This is a genomic window from Bacillus sp. REN10 (assembly GCF_016820555.1).
Taxonomy (GTDB): domain Bacteria; phylum Bacillota; class Bacilli; order Bacillales; family Domibacillaceae; genus Bacillus_CE.
The window spans coordinates 1-17411 of sequence record NZ_JADHDW010000023.1 but is presented as its reverse complement, the minus strand read 5'-3'; the positions used below and the strand labels follow the sequence as shown (position 1 = coordinate 17411).

The window sequence follows — 17411 nt, the reverse complement described above, 5'->3', positions numbered from 1 at the left end:
TATTATCATATCACCTTAGTTGGTGGTAAGTCAACTGTTTTTTAAAATTCTTTTTTAAATTCTTTTTTCGCAACCGCCGTTATCAGCGGCAGGTCTATAATATAACATGCTCTAAAATACAAAGTCAACTGTTTTTCTAAAATAATATTTCTCTATCTTTAAAACTCTATCTAATTTGAATCCATTACTCGTTTATATTAGTCTTCTGCAAGTAATAAAGAAAACTGGTGTGCACATCATTTTTCTTTACTATTTGTTTTGCTTAATAGTGATTACATAAATATCTGCATTTTATTTCTTTCACAATAAAATAATACCCGTTAATTTTGAGAAAAACGAAAAGCAACAGAAACTAGACGAGGCTAATCACTATTGCTACTAAACATATCATTACATTGCACAGAATAGCCATAACAAGCCTCATAGCTTCTACCTCTAACACATTAGATAATTAAAGCTAGAATCATAGTTATGCCCTCCACATACAGACTGAACCCAATCAGAAAGGAAACCACTACTATATAAAACACAAAACAATAAAGCAGAAATAACTGTCTTTACAAAAACATTCTCTAAATAATTGTCCATAATCACACATCTTGAACATTTCACTGGCAAGATTCACTCAAGTCTGCTTCCTTCCCTTAAGGGCGCCTATCCCAAGGTTCGATTTCTCCAATAACAACAGGACTAGCTTCATTATTTTTGATAGCATCTATGACTCCGCTTGAGATTTCGTCATGCGTTAGCCATCTGGACATATTATTCTTAATTATAAAACCGAGTTGAATTTGATGATATCGACAGTTCTTCGGAACAGTTATACTTTTCTTAATTTCATTTATATCACTACTACTACCTAATATATGATATAGTTCCCACTGATCACTATTATTTGAGACAATATCTATGATTGAGCCAAGAGCATTCTCCGCATAGGAATGAATCCAGGCAATAACTAAATCAATAGAGCCGTATTTTTCTGTCAGCAGGAGAATAGCTCGTCTTAATTCATCATCATGACTATAATCAACTAAGACTGGTATGATATTTGACTTTTCAACAGACTTATTGACCATTCTTTCCATTTTCCGTTGATCTCGAGCAACCACGGAGACATGATCATTATTTTTCGCCAACCAAAGAGACACTTCCGATAACATACCGGTTCCTCCTACAATTAACACATGTTGCATAACTTCCCCCCCCTTAGAAAACCGCTAGAACTACTATAATTGTGAATCAACTCGAAATATTGAACCCTCCCGCCACTTCACTCTCTTGCGAGTGGTTTGAAGTGGGGGATTCTGTTTCCTGCGAACACCAGTGTATCCACCAGTTATTGAGCAGGCTTCCCTCCACAGTTCCTGCGGTTAGGTCGTATAATCGGCTGACGCCTCCGACAATCTATTTCAGTTGATTAGTCTTAATGCTTCGTTTTTAAGGTTAATGGCCGCATTGATGTCTCGGTCGTGATGTGTGTCGCAAGAAGGACATTTCCATTGACGTAAGGCGAGATTTTTTACTTCTTTATGCGGATGACCACAAGAAGAACATCGTTGAGAACTAGCAAATGTTTTGGATACGACAACGACTTGCTTTCCATACCATTTCGCCTTGTATTCAAGCATTTCTCGAAATTGTGACCATGATACTTCGCTAATAGCTTTAGAAAGCCGTTGGTTTTTCAGCATATTCGATACTTGTAAATCTTCTATGCCTATGATGTCGTGGTTTTTGACAAGATAGGTAGAGATTTTGTCTAGATAATCTTTTCTTGCGTTGGTGATTTTCTCATGAATACGGGCGACTTTGATTCTGGCTTTGTTCCAATTAGCACCGCCTTTTGTTCGTCTGCTCATGATCCGCTGAGCTTTAGCTAGTTTTTGTTCCAATGTGCGGAAGAACTTAGGATTACTAAATACTTCTCCCGTACTAAGAATCGCGAAATCTTTAATTCCGACATCCACTCCAACAGAAGAGTCTGTCTTAGGTAATTCTTTTACTTCGGTTTCTGTAAGGATGGATACAAAATACTTTCCACTTGGATTCCGTCTGATCGTCGCACTTAAAATTCTGCCTTCCACTTCTCTACTTTTGGCAAATTTAACAAATCCGAGTTTTGGCAATTTGATCGTATGTTCGACAATGGCGATGTTTCCGTTTGTGTGTTTCGTTTTGTAGGATTGAACTTTGTTCTTTTTAGACTTAAAACGAGGAGCGTCATTTTGTTTCTTGAAAAAGCGGTCAAACGCATCTGAGAGGTGTTCAAGGGAAGACTGTAAAGCGATACTGTCCGGTTCTTTCAACCATACGATTTCTTTCTTCAGTTGTGTGAGTTGTTTCGAACATTTGTTGAAGGATAGTCCTTTTCCTGTTTGCTTATAAGTGTCATTCCAAAGAGACAAGAAATGATTAAAGACAAATCGACTGGAGCCAATGGTTTTGTTAATCAAAGTAGCTTGTTTATCCGTGGGGTAGATACGAAACTTATAGGCTTTGTGAACGATCACAGGTTTCACCTCCTTGTGGACCACACCACAATATACATATTACACCAAATCCGATACTCGTTGTATATGATTTTAGGAGTGAAGACGTGGAAAAACAATCCGTTGTATGACTATGTCCTAATTTCGGCAAGGTTGGATGCAGACCAAAAGCCAAAGGGGTTCGGGGTTCGTACCCAAGCTATTTTTCACTTGTTACAAGTAGCCATCCCTTGTCCGAAAGCGATTCATCTCCCACCTACTCATTGGGCTATCGCCCTACACATTCCTTGAGGTGGGAGTCTTCTCGCCTAAAAAGATAAAAACCGACACTGACTAGCTGTGCCGGATATTTTATTTAGAACGTGTTACTCTTTCCGATGATAAAATACTTTTAAAAACTCCATTAAAATCACTGCTCCAAGTGCAAGACCTGTGGCAATTAGCCAGTCTGTTAGTCCAAATGCAGGCGGAATACTGAAAATGCTACGACTGAACGGCAAGACTGTCATGCCGTATAACAAAAACCCTAACACAACTGCTCCAATGACATATTTATTGCTAAACAGTCCAATCTTGATCGCGGTTTGTGTATTAGATCGAGCGGCAAAGGTTTGCAATGTTCTCGAGAGGATCAGCGTGGTAAAAGCCATGGCAACCCCCATCTCATCTGAATGAGACAGGCCAATGTAAAAGGAAACAATGACCGCTATCCCGATCAGTATTCCTCGTGTCAGCACTGCTTTCATCGTACCGTCTGCAAAGATTCCTTCATCAATGGAACGCGGCTTTTTCTTCATCACATTCGGCTCAGGTTTTTCTACTCCTAGGGCAATAGCAGGTAACGAATCATTCACAAGATTAATAAACAGCAATTGCAAGGCAGTAAAGGGGTTAGGTAAATGGAACGTGACCGCGTACAAAATAGCGATAATCGCACCTAGGTTCCCTGCAAACAAATAACTAATGGCCTTCTTAATGTTATCAAATACTGTTCTTCCGACTTGCACGGCATTCACAATCGATACAAAGTTATCATCCGTTAAAATCATCGCAGCTGAATCTTTTGCCACATCCGTGCCACTTCCCATCGCAATCCCAATATCCGCTTGCTTTAAGGCCGGAGCATCATTGACACCGTCTCCCGTCATCGCTGTCACAGCATCTTTTTTCTGCCATGCTCGTACAATGCGAATTTTATTTTCAGGAGATACGCGCGCATAGACGGAGATTCTTTCTAATTTTTGATCTAATTCTGCTTCAGACATTGCATCAAGCTCTTGACCCGTCATCGCAAGATCATCTTCTTCCATTAAGCCAATATCTCGACCAATGGCTTGCGCCGTTGTTTTATGATCACCCGTAATCATAATCGTACGAATGCCAGCTTTTTTCGCTTCCTCTATTGAGTGATACACAGCTTCTCTAGGAGGGTCCATCATCGCTGTTAAACCAACTAATACAAGATCGTGCTCATCATCGCGGCCAATCTCTGTTTTTCCCTCTGGCAAGCGCTTATAGCCATACGCTAGAACTCTTAATGCCTGATTAGAAAAGTCCTCATTCGCCTCTCTAAAGCGTTCCAACCACCCCTCGTTCATTGGCTGCTCTTCACCGTCGACTAGCACATAACTAGTACGGTTGAACATCACATCAGGACCGCCTTTCGTCAGCATCAGGTATTCCTCATCGATCCTGTGTACAGTTGACATTAGCTTTCGGTCAGAATCAAATGGAATTTCCGCTCCTCGTGGATACGTTGTACGCAATTGTTCATAATCATGCGCATACTTATTGGCGAAATTGATCAAAGCAACCTCTGTCGGGTCTCCTACTTCCTGACCATCTTCAGTGATGTAGGAATCATTACAAAGAGCTGCTATAGAAATAAGGAGCCGTTCGGATTGATCCCATTCACTTAGATTGTCCGGAAGTTGTTCATGTGTACAAGCCGGTAAAAAATAATCGGTAACCGTCATCTTATTTTGTGTGAGTGTACCTGTTTTATCTGTACAAATAATACTCGTTGACCCTAGCGTTTCCACAGCGGGCAACTTGCGAATAATGGCGTGCTGTTTTGCCATTTTATTCGTGCCAACCGATAACACAATCGTGACAATCGATTGCAACGCTTCCGGTATAGCAGCAACTGCAATCGCTACCGAAAACATCAGTGCATCCAGCAAAGCTGTCGTTGTCGCTTCTTCACTATCACCAAACCAAATACGGGCTGCTTGTACAGCAAAAATAACAATACAAAGCACTAGAATACCAACACCGAGCTTTTTGCTGAAATCATCTAACTTTCGCTGTAGTGGTGTTTCTTTTTGCTCGGCAGTTGAAATCATATCAGCAATTTTTCCGACCTCTGTTCTCTCCGCCGTCCCTGTCACGACAAAACTACCATGTCCATAGACCACTAAGGAACTGCTAAACACCATATTGCGGCGATCGCCAAGGCCTACTTCCCCTTCTATGACTTCAATTGACTTCTCCACCGCTTCCGATTCACCTGTTAACATCCCTTCATTCACTTTCAATGATCCACTTTCTAGCATACGACCATCGGCAGGAACATAATCTCCGGCTTCAAGGAAGACAATATCTCCCTGCACCAGTTCTTTTGCTACGACCGTTTGCTTTATTCCATCACGAATCACTTTCGCTGTCGGGGCAGACATATCCCGCAACGCTTCTAAAGAGCTTTCCGCTTTCCGAGTCTGCACGACGCTAATCACTGAATTAATGAGTAGGACAAGAAAAATAATCATGGACTCAACGACTTCACCAATGGCAATTTGTATACCTGCGGCTGCAAGAAGAACCACCACCATCGGATCCTTAAATGTCTCTAAAAACAGCTTCCAAGTCGGAACTTTTTCCTTATCTTCAATTTCATTGTACCCATCTCGCTTGAGGCGTGATTGCACTTCCTGACTGGATAGCCCTTGCTCACTAGAATCAATAGCCGCTAGTACATCTTTGTTGCTACGTTGATAAAACTCCATTTTCCCTCACTCGCTTCTATATCTTATTTGCAATGGACTTCAAAAAGCTTTGACAATCAATGTATCTTGATCGCCAGCAGACTCCTTCTACTTCACTTCTATATGTATATTTTGCCATACTGGAAATCATATTCCCACTTATACACCTGTTATTTGACAGATTATTAGACATAATTCTACTCTTATTTCATTAGACCTAAAAAATTATTTAACATATGTAGACTTTTAACTAATTTATATTAATTATCAATAAATATTTGTTATAATAAAGATAAACCTTAAAGACTAGAGCGAGGATAGATTACTATGAAATATACCGGTAGATTCATTGGCAGTTTAGGCTTGTTTATCATACACTCCATTTATATCTTTTACTATTATGTTCGTGATAAAACCATTGAGCCTCTTGATTTATATTCCTATCCTTTCTTACTTGCTTTTGGTTATTGGGCTGGTAAACATTACGATCAGGTAAAGTTTTATTCTGAGAAAGATGAACTTACGGGTATTTATAATCGCAGGTTTGTTATGAACACTTATAAAAAATTTGTTTCCTTAACGGAACGAACGAATAATCAAGTTTTCATATTAATAGTAGATTGCGATAACTTTAAAATGATCAATGACGCTTATGGGCATCACAAGGGCGACCTAATTTTAAAGAAAATCGGTGAGATACTTACGGAATCTATAGATAAAAACGATATTGCAGCTCGCTGGGGCGGAGATGAATTTCTAGTGATCGGACGCTACGCTGAAGAAACAAGTCTACAAACGATTTTCCACAGTTTAGAAGAGCAAATGAGAAACCTCTCTGATCAAGTACAAATCCCCGTTAAAGTTTCTATAGGATCGGCTATTTATCCAAATCACGGTAAAGATTTATTTGAATTAATCAAGATAGCCGACAGTAACATGTATCAAAGTAAAACATCAAGAACTGTCTAGATAGATGCTTTTATCAGTGGTTCCTCATAAAAAAGACAAAAGCTGTCCAAAAAAGCCGTTTTCACTGACTTTCTGGACAGCTTCTTTTGAAAACATAAAGCCTGTTTATAATATTCTCTTGATGATGGCTGAATTTTTGCTAAACATAGTTCTTCATATATAACCTTATTTAGTTTCCCTGACAAGTTGAAGTGGGTGTCTTACAGACGGTTAATACGGAATAAAATCCGCTCCTCCCTTTTATATGTAATATTTAAAAATATCTACAGTCTCCTGATTTTCATCTAACACGGATTCGATTAACTCCCAACCCTGGCTATGATAATACTGAGAGGTGCTTTCTGTTTTTAAATACAGCTCACGATATCCTAATTTATCTAACTGTTGAATAACAGCCTCTATTAACTGCATGCCTATTTTTCTGCTTCGATATGCTGGCTCTACATACAATGAAGCTAACCAAGGTGTATATTGCGGACGTTCTTTCCAATCATTCTCAAAAACGGATACAGTCCCAACACATTGCTCATCAAGAATCGCAACGAATGTGATTGGGAACTGTGATGAATGCGTATTTGAGAAAAAATGAAAAACCTCTTGATCAGTCATTTGACTGCTTGTTGGCACTACGAATTCATTGTAAATCATACGTGAAACATCATTAATATATTGTTCATTTTCGCAAAGCAAATTGATTTTCATATTCTTCCTCCATTAGTTGAATGATTTCTTTGAAAGTTTTATAGGTGATATAGAAATTCACTTAAAATATTTCCTTGGCATTAGAAGGCAATTTCCTCACATGTTTAAGGTATTTCGTCATATTTATATCGTCATCCATCGAATAGGTGAACAATAAATGAGCTGCCACCTCTTTGGCTAGCGTTCTAAATAATTCACAAATGACGAATATTGAATCCCAAACATGCTCATAATCATGGTCAGAATACGTTTTTTCATACATCTCCCAATACGATTCAGGAAGATACTTTTTGAAATATTTGCCCATTTTTCCCGACGACACTTGGAAGTCGTGTTTTGTCCCAATCCACCACGAAACCATCTCATCTAATCTAGCTCTTATGACATATTCAAACATTTGCTTGGCATATGGCAATTCATCACGCCAAATCCCTTTGGCAACGTTTTGAAGACACCACCAAAAATCATTGCAACAACTCATAAACGTAGATTCTGCCGGCTTGTCCACATGGTAATCAATGTCTGAAGCAGCAGAAATAGCTGGGAAAATGTTGTCCTTATCTAGTAATGGAACGGTCAATGAATCACTTACATATCTATTCATCATTGTATCCATAGCTTCGAGACGAAGGTCGATACGGTTCCCATCTGTAAAGAGCATCAAATACCCATAAGACTTGTCTGAATCCACAGATTGATCATTTTTATCAGGTTCTTGCATCATGAGCAGATCACCAAAAGTCTGAAGCCACGTCTTATCGTTAATAAAAGGTGCTGTTTCCGTCACAACATAAACAATATCGTAATCTTGAAAAATATCTTTTGGAGCATTAAGATTAGTTCGCGAACCGTTCATATAAACAGCTCGAATTCGTTCATCTTCTTTGGCTACTCCTAATATTCGATCAAACATTTCCCCCTCGCTTCTCACCGCTATTCACCCCTAAAGTTATTTCATCATTTCATTGAATATGTATAAATTGAAGATAGCTGGCACTAATAAGGCAATCGCCAAACAAATAACAGCGGCCAGTTTTGACTGGTTGACCTCTCTCTCATTATCACTTTTCAAATGTTGAAAAAATGTTAATAAAAAATAAAAACAAAGTATAATAAATACCGTTGAAACAATGCCAATCCAATTGGCTGGACTAAATATGTTGAACCCTTCCATAAACACAACCTCCTTACTAGACGGTTAGTAGATCCTTGTTATCCCCTTTTCAATACTCACAACACTCCTCTAATTAACTTCGATTCACTAATAATCAATTCCTCCTATTTCTATAAAATCCAATAATCCCAAGTAGCGTCATAACAAAAAGCTACGTCAATCGTCACAAAATGATTGCTGCGGATGGATTAGGACGCAGCGCAAAATGAAAGAGGATTTAAGGGTGATGAAGTTTTTTCTCTATTTAAAAAATGAATTGTATCTTAATCGGTCATTTTCCTACTTGCTAGCTACATAGAAAAAAAAACAGGGCGATCTGAAAAGCAACTTTCATCCGCTTTTCAGATCGCCCTATATCACTAGCAAATATTTATCGTATACCGATTAGGATGCGTTTGCCTTTGAAGCCATTTGCGTCATCCAATCTCCTCCAAACTCTTCATCCAATACAATATTGTAAATCTTCCATTTGCCGTCTCCGCCCTTTTTCAAGCAAGCTGTGCCTGAGGCATTAACATTTATTGAGAAGGAAAAGTCTGGTGATGTAAATGAAACCTTATACTTTAAATTATCGATTCTTACTTCTGCCAACCGCTTTTTCGCAGTCACAACGTTAAGAGAATGAACGCCGATTGGCTCCATGGAAACCGTACCGTCTAAGCCGCCGATCCCTTCTAACATCATCATATTATCTAACGAGTAAGACAAATGATAGCCCGTTGTCGTGGCATAATAAAGCGTTTTAAGTGCCGATAAGTTTTGTTCTTTCGTCAATCGGTATTCTTCTTTCACATTGCGATCGACCACCTCTGTGATCGATGCTGTATCCGCTGCCTCTCCATTTTCTTTATACAATGCCCGATCCATGATGGCAATCGCCTGACCGCGAGTAGCTGGACTATGCGGCTTAAATGTATCGCCGTACCCTTGAACGATTCCATTAGCCGCTAACTTGCCCACCGCTTCATAAGCAAAGCTAGTCGATGGAACATCTTTGAATCTCTTTGCAGTTGCTGGGAATGTTACTGTATTACGAAAGGCGCGATAAATCATCGTTGCCATTTGATCGCGTGTGATTATTTCATTCGGATAAAACTTTCCATCAGCGCGTCCAGTGATAATCCCTTGACTGCTAGCAACGCGAACGTAGTTATAATACCACGAAGATGCTTTCACGTCTGAAAATTCTTTTGTCTTTGCACCCACTTTAAGAGACAAAGCATTGACTAAAATTTTCGTAAACTGTGCCCGTGTAATCTTTTCTTCCGGACGAACAGCCACATATGAATACTCGTACGTCTCACCATCTTCTTCGTATGAATCAGATTGAAAATACCCATCAATAATATCCATATACACAAAGCGTTCAACAGCTTCATAAAAGCGGTGCTCAGGATCCATATCCCCAATATCATAATAGTCGACAGACTTTACCGCAGCCGAAGCTGGTGTCGCAGAAAGCAAACCGAATAATAAAAATAAAGACATGAACATCTTAAATACTCTCAAGTCTTTCTCCTCTCTTCCATTATATGAATGTAGAGTACGATTATAACTTGTGAACAACTGATAAAACAGGTGACTTATACCTATTTACCACAATAAACATATGGGAATAAATAAAAAATTAACCTTTATAGGAATAAAAGATAAACAAAAGTAAAGCCCCTGGTAAAACGAATTTTTCATCCAGTTCTCACTCATATGAATGTACGTTTTTACAATTGCAAAGAGGAATATGGAATTGGCAAAAAGAAAAGCAGTAGCGATAATACCGTTAAACTGATCCCCACCCAAAAATATTTCCTCCAGCATTGAATAACGGCACCAAGTAGGAATACCGCAGCGGGAATCAACCAAAGAGGGGCAGGAAACATCGAACTTTCCGCTCCTAACTCAGAAATAAAACCAGAAGCAAACCACAAAGAGAATGGAAGGATCACAAGACCACATAGAGGAAGGTAGACAAAGCGTAAAGCCTTAACCATTTTTTTCATCATTAAAATGCTCCTTTATTCAAAAAATCCAAAATATTTCAACTCTCTTACCTCAGACCACAATCATCACTCATAGAAGCTTTACATAAACCACTCCATTGGCAATAAAAACGTCCATGGTATAGTAATAATCGCAATCGTTAATGACACTTTTCTCCTTACTTTTTTCTCTATAATGATGTGTTTGAATGTATATGCGTAATTAAAAATGAAAATGAAAATAGTTGAAATTAACATCGCCACGGAAATAATCAGTACAGCTAAAGGCTGACTGAACGGATCATAGCTTATCGCCGATGTTAGTTCATAAGATAATCCAAAATTATCCTCTTCCGTCCAACACACCACCATTAAAATAGCCGCACCAATGATATCCGCTACAAATCCAAACAGCCAAACCTTTAATATACTCTCTTTATAAAAAGTTTTTAAATCAGGTTGACTTTTGGCTAATTTAAACAAGTAAAAACAAATGGTAACTACAAGAGAATCAATCAAGAAATTCCCTAGTAACGTAACAAAAACAACAGGCGGAAAAAACATCAACAGCCATATAGGGAAAATAAGATTATATACTTTAACATCTTTCATATTCATTTCTCCTTCCATTTAGAATTCTCCAAGTGTTCGTTGTCTATTGCTGTGCATGGAACTCCATTAAACATGTCATCGCTTATCAAAAAACTAAGCTAATCTATGAGACTCAGTCGCAACCGAATCCCCTCTTCTCTTACACTAAATTAAACGAATGGGATCATCATCAATAACCTCCTCATTTTCCATATGGAACCAAAATGATTTGGTGTAATTTTACACTAAAAATGATATTTTTCAATATTTATTTTTAAAAAAGTTCAACAATCGCTTACTCCTAATAAAAAAGACGATATGAAGATATTCATATCGCCTTGTTTTTAAATAGTTTTATTGTCTTCCCACAAGAGAAATGTTGCTTCCCTATTAATGAACAACACCTCAATAGTTAAATACCTCACTATTCCTCTTTGCCGTTTTGTTTATTATAGGATAAGGTAGCTATTGCGTCATGAAGATGAATGGATTCTTCATTTTTGCATTCAACTGTAAACCCTTCTACCCAATCCTTTTCGTATAGATCCGCTGCAACAAGCCTAACCATATCTTCTACAAATCTAGGATTTTCATACGCTTGTTCTGTTACAGCTTTTTCATCGGGTCTTTTTAATATTGGGTATATACATGCACTGGCGTTGGATTCTGCAGCAAATAATAATTCTTCTTTCCAATCCTCTTTCAACGTCTTGGTATCGATGGACATCCTTACAACTCCTCGTTGATTGTGCGCACTGTAATCTGAAATTTCCTTAGAACATGGACAAAGCGTTGTAACCGTACAGGACAATTGACCGTTCATTTTATAATGATTATGGCCCTTTTGATGAACAGTTATTTTGACAACTGCATGATTTAGCCCAGTATACCCCGTAGAAAGGCTCTTTCTTTCATAGAACCATGGAAATTCGACTTCTATTTTAATATTATTCTGGCCTAACCGGTTGGAAAGGTCTGCAACAAACCTACATAGCTGCTCTTGATCCATAGTAAATCCCTTTAATCTGTACTCCTCTATCTGTTCCATAAACCGGCTCATATTGGTTCCTTTCTGATTACGGGACAGACTGGCCGTTAACGTAAAGGTTGCAATGGTTTCTTGGCTAGTAGGACGAACTCCACTTTTAACAGTTACAGGTACTTTCACATTACTTACTCCAACCTGATCAATGTGAAACAGATAATCTTTTTTCTCGTTCTGAAGATCCGCCATCTCTTCTTTATTTACAGGTTTTCGCTTTTCTCCCGGTTCCACTGATCCAAACAGTATATGTCTCTCTTTTTTTGAAGGCAAATTCATGATTATAGCTCCTTACTCATAAAATATTTATGATTACTCTTTTAAACACCTTTATTGGTTAACGTCCTTGCATGAATAGGGCTCTTGCGTCTCTATGTCTTGATAAAGTGAAACTTCAATTTCTTTTATCTTCTTTTCAATAGTTTTACAAGATAACATCACCTGATGAAGCCTCCTTACACTTATAAATGAAAGTTTTTGATTACATATGTATCAGCTTGAAATAAATGTCCTAAAAGATGTTGTGAGATAAATCTAATTTGAATGACGCTCCACAAATCGTAATAATTACGATTTGTGGATAAAATCAATTTACCATCTATTTGTCATCAAAACAATATAAAAACTGTAATTGTTGCGTTTTTTATGTAGGAATTCATGCTGAAAGGGTTCACTTGAATAAGAGAATCCAACCACTTTTTCCTTCATTCATTTCCTTATCTAGTAAACTTAAGAATGAAAATAAAGGGAAACTTGCTCTTCTATTTGCATTTAGAAGAGCAAAAGCATATAATCTTTATCATAAAACGTAACAATTACGATTTAAATCAAACGATAAAGCATCGCTAGGAAATCTAATTCACCAAAAAAGAGAACGTCCTATTTGTGTTAAATAATTTTCAATTGAGGAGGTAGTTGATAATGGCTACTTGGGATTTAAGCAATACACAGCATCACATCCTTATCTGCAATGGGAGCAGCTGCAATAAAGTCGGAGCCGAGGAACTGACTCAATCCATTAGAAAAGAAATTCAAAAACGAGATCTAGACGATGTCATCCATACAACTCGAACGCGATGCAATGGTCGCTGTCTGGATAAGTGCGTCGCCATTCATTATCCGCAAGGAACATGGTACAAAGACCTGAAACCGGAAGATACTTCTCTCTTCATTGATTCCATTTTAAATAACGAAGAATATACAGAAAAAGTGAGCCATACGTTCACGAGTGAAGGCTTTGTTCGCAGTTCGGGAACCCCTAAAGGCGTATCAAAAGACAAAGAGAAAGTAAAGAAAGCATCGAAAACATTATAAATAAGGGGGCAGCTGCGCCCTCATGAGTTAGCAAGCATTAGTCTAGGATATTTATGTTCGTTTAGAATAAGATTGTTTAATTGGGGAGCCAAATAATGAAAATGAGCTCCCCTTTTAACTATTAACTTTATTTGACAATAATCATTTGTTCTGCTCTTTGATCCACTCTTTGTATTCTGGTTCCGTATATCCATCTGTTTTTACAACGGTCCATTGATTATTTTTCCGCTTGAGGGAGATTTCTATTAGGAGTTCCCCTCCTGACTCCCCGAAATCGTCTCTCAAATAACCAATGCCGCCATGAACAAGAACAATGACCTCTTCATCGTTTATCACTTTTACTTTCACTCGATCATGACTTTCAATACTATAATTGGCATCGATCAATTGAAAATTTTCATTTAAGGATTCAACCTCATCTTTTTCTACATTAATCCCTTTTTTTAAATCCTGATCGTTCTTTAAATCTGGATACTGATCCCACAAAAGATGTATATCGTTGTTGACTACCGCTTGCGTTCTGTAATACATATACTTCGTGACAGCCTTTGTATACTTCACCCAATCAGATGGTTCTGGTTCAATAAAACCTGCTGTATCTTGTTGCTTAATCTGACTTTCTGTTTTGATCGCGGTTTGTTGACATCCCAATAATGAAAATATGAGAGCAGCTAGTAAACTTGGAAAAAGATATCTTTTCATGTTTCACCTCATATTCTATTTGCTACAGTCCTTTATCAACTAACCTGCCTTGTTAGTTGATAAAGGTGTAATTCATTATTTAGACAATTCCTTTTCCATTTCTTTATATTGTTCGTCTGTCATATATACTTTATATTGTTCTAAAATTTGCTGGCGCTGTGCATCGCTATAGCTTCCTGCGTTTTGTTTCACAATATCCATCACTTGGTTGAATTCAGCGTCTGTCCATTTAACAGCTGTTGCATCAAGACTTGTTGTTCCTGTAGCAGAATCCATCATTTCATTTAATTGCTTCTCTGATACAAGTTGATCCTTTGATGGCATCTTGACATCTTTAGTCTTATCAGAAGGTATATTTACAATATGGAACTTGTAGGAATCAATGTTATTTTTCTTCGACTCAATATCGATGTCATATGTTTGCTTATTCGTTTTTTCATCGATTACTGTTTTGATGTCCAGCTTATCTAAATCTTTTAAAGTCGTAGCGAAATCAGATGTGTACTGCTTATAATCTTTGTTTTTCTTTGCTAGTTCCTCTTGAATATCATTAAGTTTCTCTAAATCTTTTTTCTTTATTGTAAATGATAGCTTACCTTCCTTCTCCGTAAAGCGTTTATCATCCACATCATCTTCTAAATATTTTACAAATTCTTTTTGTAAGTCTTTTTGATATTTTACTGCTGTTTTTAAATCTAAATCTTCTAACTTCTCTGTGCCAGTTACTTTACTCGCATCTTCGCTTTCTGCTACAGCTTTTAAGTCAATATATTTACCTTCAATTTCTTTCAATTTTTTATCATCAATAACTGCTTGACCACCGCTAAACTGGTTAACTAGATCCATCATAGACGCAACATAGTCCGTTGATAGATAAGCATTCTCTTGGTTACCAAGCATTTCAAACTTAATCTTTTGACCTAGTGCATCTACATTTAAGTCCACCGAATATTCTTTTCCGTCATCTGGCATCGAGTAATTACTTGTTAGTTTTATATCATTTAATTGATTTTTCATCATGTTGGCAAATGCTTGGGTTTGGCTATCACCTGAAACAGCAAAATCTTTAATTGACATCTCAAGTTTTCCTGATTCTGCTTCACTAGCTTTTGCCATTAAACTAATGTATTGTTCCTTTGGTGATTGTCCACAAGCGGCAAGAGTTCCACCCGCTAAAACAATTGCGGCGATTTTCATCTTATTTTTAATTTTCATCCTTCTAACTCCTTACATACATTCTAAAATTATTTTTTTGGATATTTATAGTATCCTATAAATTATTTTCCTTTAGAATGATTAATTGTATTATTGAAGTAAAATAGGACATTTGGCAAAAAACTTCTCTTGTTATTCAGGTCTTTAGATTCATAAATCAATTAAGAAAAAGTTCTTTTTCCCCAAAAATATAAGAGCATAGTCTAAAACTATGCCCTTACACGCAGTCTTTATCTACATAATTTTATTTCAAATCTATACTTGCCTCTTTCTTTTCGAGCGAGTTTTCTATTCTTTTCACAGAAAAAAAATAAAAAATTCCGCCGGCCATCCAGTAAGGCTCCCAGAAAACTAATCTCCAAAACGTTGTATATGCATCTAAGTCGAGAGCTAACATATTAAACGTACTTAATGTGATTGTGATGAAGTTAAGAAAACCATATAGAAATAACAAGATTCCTACCACTTTAGTCGTGTAATAAAGTATTTTGTTCATTATAGAGTTCTTCCAACGAATAAGTAGCATCAACAATAATAGGAGACCGATTAATTTAATAAAACCAGTAAACCAAACAAGAACGATGAATGAACGAGAAGGAGATAGAGCCATCTCGTAAATCGCTCCTCCTAGAGATCTAACCCCTATTAAGCCACCCATTGCCCAGTAGAAACTCATTCCTGAAAAAATAGCCGTCCAAAGGCTTCCCATAACTATGAACCAATAGTTCCTCCTCATCAAAACCCTCTTTTCTGTTTTTCCGAAAATTGAAGATAGCCGGATGATCTTATCAAAAGGGTAAAACAGTTCAATTTTTATAAAAAGAGCGCCAACTTCTATTTAGTAGAAATCGGCACTGCGTCTAGCGTGATGCTTTGGGTGGTTGGCACACGTCACATTTACGTTGGTTATTTTTTTTAAATTTCGTAAATGTTTTTTCAAAGTTGCTACCACATGCACATTTAAATAATAATTTTTGAGAAAAACCGTGATATTCCGTCGTTAATAGCTTACTTTCCGAATTATTCTCAACAAATTCTTTAATTTTACCGATCGTCCATCTTTTATTCATTCTCTTACACCTCCACCTTTAGGCTTTTCTTAGCATCCGTTCTAATGATAAGCAAAGATCATAATTACCCTAAGTTTATCATTATAACACAAGCTGATTACCACTGAACGGATCATTATTTTGCACGCATATTAGATCACTTCAGACTGCCAAAGCATGTAAAGTTACTCTATTTCAACCTCAATGTCCTTCACAAAAACAGCCGTGCCTGAAATAGAAATGTTCAGTTGCTTTTCTTCGTCTTCTTTTAAATGTACATATACTCGCCCATCTTTATTCATTTCATGTCCTTGCTCAACAATAACTGTCGTAGGCAAACTAATATCTTTATTTACATATTTTTTATAATACGCTCCCATCACACCTGAAGCGGTTCCTGTAATGGCATCTTCAATCGTTCCTGAATAAGGAGATGAAAAATGACGAGCATGCATATCGTTTTCATAATCACGCACCTCAAAACAAATAGGATGTAAAGAAGCTTTTGGCATCTCTAATAACACTTTTGGAAATTCTTCCGTGTTTGGTGTCATTTTTGAAAAGCTTGATAACTTTTTAACTGGGATAATTAAGGTCCAAATGCCTGTACTTCCATAAACAATTGGATATTCGGAATGGAAATCTTCTTCTTGTAATCCAATGGAAGCTGCTAAATCAGACTTTGAACCGTCAAATGATTGAAATTGTGGTGTTGCATGTTGCATAGTGATAAGTACTTGATTATTTTCTTCACGAATCTTTATTGGCAATATACCTGCATTTGTTTCTAATAGTCCATTCATTATTAGAGCATAAACGGTTCCCATTGTCGCATGGCCACACAAATTCATTTCATGTCCAGGTGTAAAGTAACGAATGCGAAAATCAGCCACATTGGAAGGAACAACAAAAGCGGTTTCAATGAACCTCCCCTACCTATTGCTTCGCTCTTGAGGTAGGAGTTTCTTGTCGATCCCCAAGACATTAGAAGCTGGACGATGTCCATAGGCGTACACGACACCCTCCTCTGTCTTGGGGACTGACGCTCCCATATGGAAGCAGTGGTCTTGACGCAAGAAGTCTCTCGACTGCTTGCTGCCACCGTAAGCAACAGAGGGAGAATACTCTCCCCCTGGGGCGGTTCTGCCCATCTACTACGCCTGTACAGGACGTAGATACGTGATGTTCGTCAACATCACTT

The 17411-nt window shown here is 37.5% G+C and carries 16 protein-coding genes and 1 pseudogene; 2 read left to right on the top strand and 15 right to left on the bottom strand.

Features of this window, described 5'->3' with window-relative positions; translation table 11 throughout:
• Window positions 1-644: 644 nt before the first annotated feature.
• The 3 genes from IRB43_RS17100 to IRB43_RS17090 all read right to left on the bottom strand — a co-directional run bounded on the left by IRB43_RS17100 (window position 645) and on the right by IRB43_RS17090 (window position 5497).
• Window positions 645-1196, bottom strand: a complete 552-nt coding sequence (locus tag IRB43_RS17100; RefSeq protein ID WP_203364672.1) for a short-chain dehydrogenase — start codon at window positions 1194-1196, stop codon at window positions 645-647.
• 216 nt (window positions 1197-1412) lie between these two features.
• The gene (tnpB, locus tag IRB43_RS17095; RefSeq protein ID WP_203364671.1) at window positions 1413-2513 is read right to left on the bottom strand and encodes an IS200/IS605 family element RNA-guided endonuclease TnpB; all 1101 of its coding nucleotides are present in this window, start codon (window positions 2511-2513) and stop codon (window positions 1413-1415) included.
• A 344-nt stretch (window positions 2514-2857) separates the two neighbouring features.
• Window positions 2858-5497, bottom strand: a complete 2640-nt coding sequence (locus IRB43_RS17090; RefSeq protein WP_203364670.1) for a cation-translocating P-type ATPase — start codon at window positions 5495-5497, stop codon at window positions 2858-2860.
• Window positions 5498-5803: 306 nt separating this feature from the next.
• Between IRB43_RS17090 and IRB43_RS17085 the strand changes: the two genes are divergently transcribed.
• Entirely contained in the window at window positions 5804-6445 is a 642-nt protein-coding gene (locus IRB43_RS17085; protein WP_203364669.1) for a GGDEF domain-containing protein, read from the top strand.
• 240 nt (window positions 6446-6685) lie between these two features.
• On the opposite strand, the gene IRB43_RS17080 is transcribed toward IRB43_RS17085, so the two are convergent.
• The 7 genes from IRB43_RS17080 to folE2 all read right to left on the bottom strand — a co-directional run bounded on the left by IRB43_RS17080 (window position 6686) and on the right by folE2 (window position 12209).
• Complete coding sequence (locus IRB43_RS17080; protein ID WP_203364668.1) at window positions 6686-7147, bottom strand: GNAT family N-acetyltransferase; 462 nt, start codon at window positions 7145-7147, stop codon at window positions 6686-6688.
• Window positions 7148-7208: 61 nt separating this feature from the next.
• Window positions 7209-8078 (bottom strand): aminoglycoside 6-adenylyltransferase, encoded by an 870-nt coding sequence (locus IRB43_RS17075; RefSeq protein ID WP_203364667.1) that lies wholly within the window; start codon window positions 8076-8078, stop codon window positions 7209-7211.
• 18 nt (window positions 8079-8096) lie between these two features.
• Window positions 8097-8321, bottom strand: coding sequence for a hypothetical protein (locus IRB43_RS17070; protein ID WP_203364666.1), 225 nt, complete (start codon window positions 8319-8321; stop codon window positions 8097-8099).
• 384 nt (window positions 8322-8705) lie between these two features.
• Window positions 8706-9830 (bottom strand): S-layer homology domain-containing protein, encoded by a 1125-nt coding sequence (locus IRB43_RS17065; protein WP_238942079.1) that lies wholly within the window; start codon window positions 9828-9830, stop codon window positions 8706-8708.
• Between the two features lie 209 nt (window positions 9831-10039).
• A complete protein-coding gene (locus IRB43_RS17060) occupies window positions 10040-10321 on the bottom strand; it encodes a hypothetical protein (protein WP_203364665.1) in 282 nt (93 codons plus the stop codon).
• Between the two features lie 78 nt (window positions 10322-10399).
• The gene (locus IRB43_RS17055) at window positions 10400-10909 is read right to left on the bottom strand and encodes a hypothetical protein (RefSeq protein ID WP_203364664.1); all 510 of its coding nucleotides are present in this window, start codon (window positions 10907-10909) and stop codon (window positions 10400-10402) included.
• Window positions 10910-11312: 403 nt separating this feature from the next.
• The gene (gene folE2, locus IRB43_RS17050) at window positions 11313-12209 is read right to left on the bottom strand and encodes a GTP cyclohydrolase FolE2 (RefSeq protein ID WP_203364663.1); all 897 of its coding nucleotides are present in this window, start codon (window positions 12207-12209) and stop codon (window positions 11313-11315) included.
• Window positions 12210-12851: 642 nt separating this feature from the next.
• Here folE2 and IRB43_RS17045 point away from each other — a divergent pair.
• The gene (locus IRB43_RS17045; RefSeq protein ID WP_203364662.1) at window positions 12852-13244 is read left to right on the top strand and encodes a (2Fe-2S) ferredoxin domain-containing protein; all 393 of its coding nucleotides are present in this window, start codon (window positions 12852-12854) and stop codon (window positions 13242-13244) included.
• A gap of 141 nt (window positions 13245-13385) precedes the next feature.
• Here IRB43_RS17045 and IRB43_RS17040 read toward each other — a convergent pair whose 3' ends face one another.
• From IRB43_RS17040 to IRB43_RS17020, 5 genes and pseudogenes are all read right to left on the bottom strand, one after another.
• Window positions 13386-13946, bottom strand: coding sequence for a hypothetical protein (locus IRB43_RS17040; protein WP_203364661.1), 561 nt, complete (start codon window positions 13944-13946; stop codon window positions 13386-13388).
• Window positions 13947-14021: 75 nt separating this feature from the next.
• On the bottom strand, window positions 14022-15161 hold the full coding sequence (locus IRB43_RS17035; protein WP_203364660.1) for a hypothetical protein: 1140 nt from the start codon (window positions 15159-15161) through the stop codon (window positions 14022-14024).
• A gap of 244 nt (window positions 15162-15405) precedes the next feature.
• Entirely contained in the window at window positions 15406-15897 is a 492-nt protein-coding gene (locus IRB43_RS17030; RefSeq protein ID WP_203364659.1) for a DUF3995 domain-containing protein, read from the bottom strand.
• A 124-nt stretch (window positions 15898-16021) separates the two neighbouring features.
• Entirely contained in the window at window positions 16022-16231 is a 210-nt protein-coding gene (locus tag IRB43_RS17025; protein WP_094836187.1) for a hypothetical protein, read from the bottom strand.
• Window positions 16232-16395: 164 nt separating this feature from the next.
• Window positions 16396-17136: pseudogene (locus tag IRB43_RS17020) on the bottom strand (PhzF family phenazine biosynthesis isomerase); the annotation flags it as partial.
• Between the last annotated feature and the right edge of the window lie 275 nt (window positions 17137-17411).

What these genes read in the sequence shown, in the direction of transcription:
- IRB43_RS17060 (WP_203364665.1), bottom strand. Translation starts at nt 10,321, where the DNA reads ATGATGAAAAAAATGGTTAAGGCTTTACGCTTTGTCTACCTTCCTCTA.
- IRB43_RS17085 (WP_203364669.1), top strand. Translation starts at nt 5,804, where the DNA reads ATGAAATATACCGGTAGATTCATTGGCAGTTTAGGCTTGTTTATCATA.
- IRB43_RS17070 (WP_203364666.1), bottom strand. Translation starts at nt 8,321, where the DNA reads ATGGAAGGGTTCAACATATTTAGTCCAGCCAATTGGATTGGCATTGTT.
- IRB43_RS17100 (WP_203364672.1), bottom strand. Translation starts at nt 1,196, where the DNA reads ATGCAACATGTGTTAATTGTAGGAGGAACCGGTATGTTATCGGAAGTG.
- IRB43_RS17035 (WP_203364660.1), bottom strand. Translation starts at nt 15,161, where the DNA reads ATGAAAATTAAAAATAAGATGAAAATCGCCGCAATTGTTTTAGCGGGT.
- IRB43_RS17040 (WP_203364661.1), bottom strand. Translation starts at nt 13,946, where the DNA reads ATGAAAAGATATCTTTTTCCAAGTTTACTAGCTGCTCTCATATTTTCA.
- IRB43_RS17080 (WP_203364668.1), bottom strand. Translation starts at nt 7,147, where the DNA reads ATGAAAATCAATTTGCTTTGCGAAAATGAACAATATATTAATGATGTT.
- IRB43_RS17055 (WP_203364664.1), bottom strand. Translation starts at nt 10,909, where the DNA reads ATGAAAGATGTTAAAGTATATAATCTTATTTTCCCTATATGGCTGTTG.
- IRB43_RS17030 (WP_203364659.1), bottom strand. Translation starts at nt 15,897, where the DNA reads ATGAGGAGGAACTATTGGTTCATAGTTATGGGAAGCCTTTGGACGGCT.
- IRB43_RS17090 (WP_203364670.1), bottom strand. Translation starts at nt 5,497, where the DNA reads ATGGAGTTTTATCAACGTAGCAACAAAGATGTACTAGCGGCTATTGAT.
- folE2 (WP_203364663.1), bottom strand. Translation starts at nt 12,209, where the DNA reads ATGAATTTGCCTTCAAAAAAAGAGAGACATATACTGTTTGGATCAGTG.
- IRB43_RS17045 (WP_203364662.1), top strand. Translation starts at nt 12,852, where the DNA reads ATGGCTACTTGGGATTTAAGCAATACACAGCATCACATCCTTATCTGC.
- IRB43_RS17025 (WP_094836187.1), bottom strand. Translation starts at nt 16,231, where the DNA reads ATGAATAAAAGATGGACGATCGGTAAAATTAAAGAATTTGTTGAGAAT.